The following is a 4,519-nucleotide window of genomic DNA, read 5'->3' as shown; positions in this document are numbered from 1 at the left end:
CAGGGCCTCTACACGCGCCTCACGCGTGCACTACACAGTCGGACCATGCCTATCAACTCCCCGATTCACTCTGCAATCGGGGGCCTCCGTCATCACAGAGGCACCACAAACCTGTGACCAATCCATGGGGTACATAGCGGTACTACCGGGGTGTATCAGTCGTTGGGGCGCTCCCTGGCCGGGGGCGGCCGCCCGCCCTCGGCCCACTCGTGGTCGGTGCCGTCCCAGTCGGCCACAGAAGCCAGTACCGCCGCTCACCCGTCCTTCCGCCATGTGCGGATCGGCTGGCCGCGTTCGTCCCAGGAGCAGTCCTCCAGGAGCGTCATCCCGTTCTCCGCGAACACCTGCCTGGCCGCGAGCACCCCGTTGGCATGCCACTCCTTGAACACGCCGACGGGCAGCCCGTCCCGCAAGGTCCCCTCCGAACGGAGCGTGCCGTCCTTGTACCACTCCCGGGACAGCCCGTTCTTGTAGCCGTCCACGTAGCTATCGAGGCTGACCAAACTCTCACCGAGGTGCTCGGTCACCTCGCCGGTGAACGGTTCACCTCGGTGGAACAGTCGCTCCGAGTCGTCCATGTCCACTTCGGGGTCGTCGATGTCGATGCGACGCACTGCTGTCATCAGGGAATCCAGTACGGCGGCGGATCACCGCCAACGAGGGCGCACTCAGTCGAGCCGGTGTCACAGTCGGCCGCGAAGATCATTGGTGATTTCCATGAGGCTCGCCAGGTCTTCAGGCGGCATCGCGTAGTGGGACGCCCTGATACGTTCCAAGAGTTCATCCAGCAGGGACACGTGTGAGCTCGCACACTGAGCGTTTTCAGCGTGGCCACTGATCGGGTGACGCCGGTGACGGCGAGGTGAGGGCCGCAACGCACAAGGCTCCCGTGCCGTTGGGGGAGGTGTTCGAAGTCTCAACCCATCGGCACAGGAGCCCTGTTGGTTCCCTATCCTGCCGCACTCGACCTCCCGCATGGCCTCGTCGAGTGGGCCACGATGCTCATCGTCACCCGTAAGGGCGACCGACGGTGCAAACTCCCGCCGCACCAGCGGGCGCTCGTCGCTCTGGTGTACCTGCGCCGCCACGACACCCTTACCCGGCTCGCGTCCGGCTTCGGGATACCCGTCGGCACCGCCCACGCGTATGTCACCAGCGTGACCGCCCTGCTCGCCGAACGTGCCCCGGGCCTGCTCAAGACTCTGCGCGAGCGTGATCCGGAGTTCGTCCTGCTGGACGGGACCCTCGCCGAGTGCGACCGCATCGGCGACAGCCGGGCCGGCACTCGGCCAAGCACCGCCGGCACGGCGTGAACGTCCAGGTCGTCACCGACCCCGCCGGTGAGGTGCTGTGGATCTCGCCCGCGCTGCCGGGCCGCACCCACGACCTGACCGCGGCCCGCGCCCACCGCATCATCCGGATATGCGAGCGTCAGGGCGTCCCGGTCCTCGCCGACCGCGCCTGGGCCCTGGCCGCGGCGAGAGCACCAGTCGAACGCGGCATGGCACGGCTGAAGTCCTGGCAGATCTTCCACAGGTCCCGGATCAGCCCCAACCGCATGAACGTCATCGCCAAAGCTGTCCTCACCCTGGTGAGGCAACGCTGAAAACGCCCACTTGGTTCGAACTCCCTCTGCCCGCCGGCGAAACGGGCCTGACCGACCCGGCGGAGAATGACCTCGGCACAGCGGCCGGTGAAGGACTTACGCCGGTCGTCCGAACACGAGTCGACGAAGGCCCGGACAGCAGGATGCAGGCATGGGCTGCCGTCCCCCACCAGGCTGGTGTGGCTGGTAATCGTTCCGTCGATCAGCAGCGATGAGGCAACGGCCGGAAACGTTTCAGACAAAGTAGTCCTCCGCATCCGGCGCCTCGACGCCTCGCAAGAACCGGGAGAACGCGTCGAACTCATCCGCCCCGAGGAGGTAACCACCCGTGTGATGGAGGTGGAACCAACGCCCCTTCTCGTCCACGAGCAGAAGACCGCGCTCGGACTCCTCATACCCCACCGGGAAGAGCCCGGTTCCCAACCCGGCAGCCAGCTCCGCGATGAGCGCCGCATCCCCTTCATAGCCGGGTGTCGGCTTCATCACCCACACCTCGCCTGCGGCCTTCTCATGCGCGAGACGGAGCAGGCCGTAGCTGCGCACGATCCGCACAGCGGCAGGCGACGCCGACAAGGCGACGCCTTGCCTCGCAGCATCCCGTACCCGCACCTCGACCAGCTCCGCGGCACGCTCACCGATGTCACGGCCGGGAACCCAACCGTTCTCGGTCAGCCAGGCGGACTCGTAGGGCGCGGGCTCGGTTGAAGCCATCGATCTTCCCGTTCTGTGAGCTGAGCTGCACTGAGCTGTCAGGAGTGCACGTGAATTGCCCACTTCCGGATCTTCGATATCGATGCGACGCACTGCTGCCATGAAAGAATCCAGTACGGCGGCGGATCACCGCCAACGAGGGCGCACTCAGTCGAGCCGGTGTCACAGTCGGCCGCGAAGATCCTTGACGATTTCCATGAGGATCGACAGATCCTCAGGCGGCATCACGCAGTCGGACCCCCTGATGCGTTCCAAGAATTCATCCGGCAGGGACACGTGGTGAGCTCGCACACTGAATAATTTCATGCTCATCAACATAGGTGAACTCCATGAGACTGTCCCGCAAGCGCCCTCGGGACGCTCCGAGGGGGGCCGGCCACAACTCCTGGAAGTTGTCTGCGATCTTCATGAAAAACCTTGCCTGGAGCATGGGAGGAACGTTCGACCCTCCTGGCGCTGGGTTCCTACGAGGGCGTACTCGTTCAAGCCGACAGCACCCAACCCGCCCGGCGCCGGCCCAGCCCCGCAGGCGCCCCGCAGATGCCGACATCGTCCGACGCGAGCCGCATGCTTGGGGTTGCGGACCCTGCAAATCGCCCTATTGCTTGACGTTCTCCCAGGTGCGAGTCGGATACCCTTCCTCGTCCCACTCGTATTCAGCCAGAGGAGTTTTCCCGTCCTCACTGTTCAGCATTCGCTTGGCCAGTATTCCGTTCGGATGCCAGCGTTTGAACTCGCCGGAGACGAATCCCATCTTCATGACACCCTCCGCACGCAAGGTGCCGTCCTTGTACCACTCGCAGTAAGGACCGTCCTTGAATCCGTTCCTGTAGGTCACCCTGCTCACCAGGTGACCGGCCAGGTGCTCCACGGCCTCGCCGGTGTAAGGCTCTCCAGCGTAGAGTAGCCTGTGATCGAAGTCGATATCGACTTCATCGTCATCGATGTCAATACGTCGCATATCCATTACCAGGGCAGTTTATTCTCGGCGTTGGGCGGCCAAGCAGTGAACCGCCCAAAGGAACTCGGCACCTCATGCAACATATTCGCACAATTGGCGCAGAACGGCGCTGCCTTCGGCGGCACAGGAACCTCCAGATCGAAGTCCTTCTTGAAAGGAAACCATACGGAAGCGCGGAGTTCACTCAGAGCACTCGCATCATCCGGTAGCCCCAGTTTCTTACGCTCCCACAGTAGCCGGTTCGCAGCCTTCACCTCTGCATGCTCCAAGATCTGCGCAGGGTGAGGTGGGTTGCCCCGAAGGGCTTCGTAACGCTCAGCAAGCAGTGGATGCAGATCATCCAGCGGGATCAGTGCATCGCCAGGCCCGTTGATGCCTTCGAAGACCATGCCCGTACGGGTGTCCATTACTGCGCCGACACAGGCGCCGGTCTGCCCCTTGGAGAATGTCCCGTCGACCTTGGCCTGGATGTAGATGTCCACACGGTCCCGAGAGAGAGCCTGGATGAATTCTTCAACCGGACGACCGTCGACGTGCGTAATGAGACCTTCCGAGATCTCTACACGGGATGGATCCACTTGCCCGAGGAATTTGTCACCTGGACCCGCCCCGGGCAATTCTCCCTCATGCACCAGGGCATCGGCGGGGTCGTAGCCGTCCGCGTATCCCGGCCCCTCCGGCGTGTCGGCATCGGCATCGCCGTAGCTCGAACCGTCCTTGTGTTCCGTCGCAGCATGGCCGACATCGTCCGTCCCATCAGCAACGGATTCGTCAGGAGTGTGGGGGGTGCCGCCTTCCGCGTGATGGTGGGGGGAAGGAGCCTCGTGGGAGGGCTCAGAGGTGTGCTGGTGATGCACACCGTGGCTCTGATCACTCGTACCGGATCCGCCACGACCGCCGTCATCAGAGTGAATGTTGAAACCATCCAGGCCTTTGCCGTGACTGCCCGTATGACTGTTCGGGGAGTCATGACTGGCGGTGGAGCTGTGACCGACGTCGTCCACCCTGCCCTCGGGCAGATGGTCTGCCATACCTCCGGGGAGGTTGTCGCCCAGCCCGGTGCCGGGGCCCGGCAGGTCGCCGCCGGCGTGGACGGTGGGCAGGTCGCCGCCGGCGTGGACGGCAGGGGACGTGGGGACGTCCTCGCCGAGTCGGCCCACGTCGTCCAGGCTGCTGCCCAGGTTGACGTGCTGCACGGGCTCGGGAGTGTGCGCGGCCGCGCCCGCCATCGCCGGTTCCCT

5 protein-coding genes and 1 pseudogene are annotated in these 4,519 nt (G+C 64.4%); 2 read left to right on the top strand and 4 right to left on the bottom strand.

Annotation, left to right across the window (positions count from 1 at the left end; genetic code table 11):
- Positions 1 to 254: 254 nt before the first annotated feature.
- Positions 255 to 623: a toxin-antitoxin system YwqK family antitoxin gene (locus ACSLTV_RS35880; protein ID WP_432159191.1), complete on the bottom strand. Its 369-nt coding sequence runs from the start codon at positions 621 to 623 to the stop codon at positions 255 to 257.
- Positions 624 to 941: 318 nt separating this feature from the next.
- On the opposite strand from ACSLTV_RS35880, the pseudogene ACSLTV_RS35875 reads away from it, so the two are divergent.
- Positions 942 to 1,606, top strand: a pseudogene (locus ACSLTV_RS35875) (transposase family protein).
- A gap of 234 nt (positions 1,607 to 1,840) precedes the next feature.
- On the opposite strand, the gene ACSLTV_RS35870 reads toward ACSLTV_RS35875, so the two are convergent.
- The 3 genes from ACSLTV_RS35870 to ACSLTV_RS35860 all read right to left on the bottom strand — a co-directional run bounded on the left by ACSLTV_RS35870 (position 1,841) and on the right by ACSLTV_RS35860 (position 4,309).
- Entirely contained in the window at positions 1,841 to 2,317 is a 477-nt protein-coding gene (locus ACSLTV_RS35870) for an SUKH-3 domain-containing protein (RefSeq protein ID WP_432159192.1), read from the bottom strand.
- Positions 2,318 to 2,915: 598 nt separating this feature from the next.
- Positions 2,916 to 3,284 (bottom strand): toxin-antitoxin system YwqK family antitoxin, encoded by a 369-nt coding sequence (locus ACSLTV_RS35865; RefSeq protein WP_432159193.1) that lies wholly within the window; start codon positions 3,282 to 3,284, stop codon positions 2,916 to 2,918.
- Positions 3,284 to 4,309: a hypothetical protein gene (locus tag ACSLTV_RS35860; protein WP_435613706.1), complete on the bottom strand. Its 1,026-nt coding sequence runs from the start codon at positions 4,307 to 4,309 to the stop codon at positions 3,284 to 3,286. The genes ACSLTV_RS35865 and ACSLTV_RS35860 overlap by 1 nt, the downstream gene beginning before the upstream one ends.
- Between ACSLTV_RS35860 and ACSLTV_RS35855 the strand changes: the two genes are divergently transcribed.
- On the top strand, positions 4,298 to 4,519 hold a 222-nt coding region (locus ACSLTV_RS35855), incomplete at its 3' end, for a hypothetical protein (protein ID WP_435613705.1). The two genes, ACSLTV_RS35860 and ACSLTV_RS35855, sit on opposite strands and share 12 nt — an antisense overlap.

The sequence above is a fragment of the Streptomyces sp. bgisy159 genome, from assembly GCF_965341775.1.
Classification (GTDB): domain Bacteria; phylum Actinomycetota; class Actinomycetes; order Streptomycetales; family Streptomycetaceae; genus Streptomyces.
This window is presented reverse-complemented; position numbering and strand designations above follow the sequence as displayed.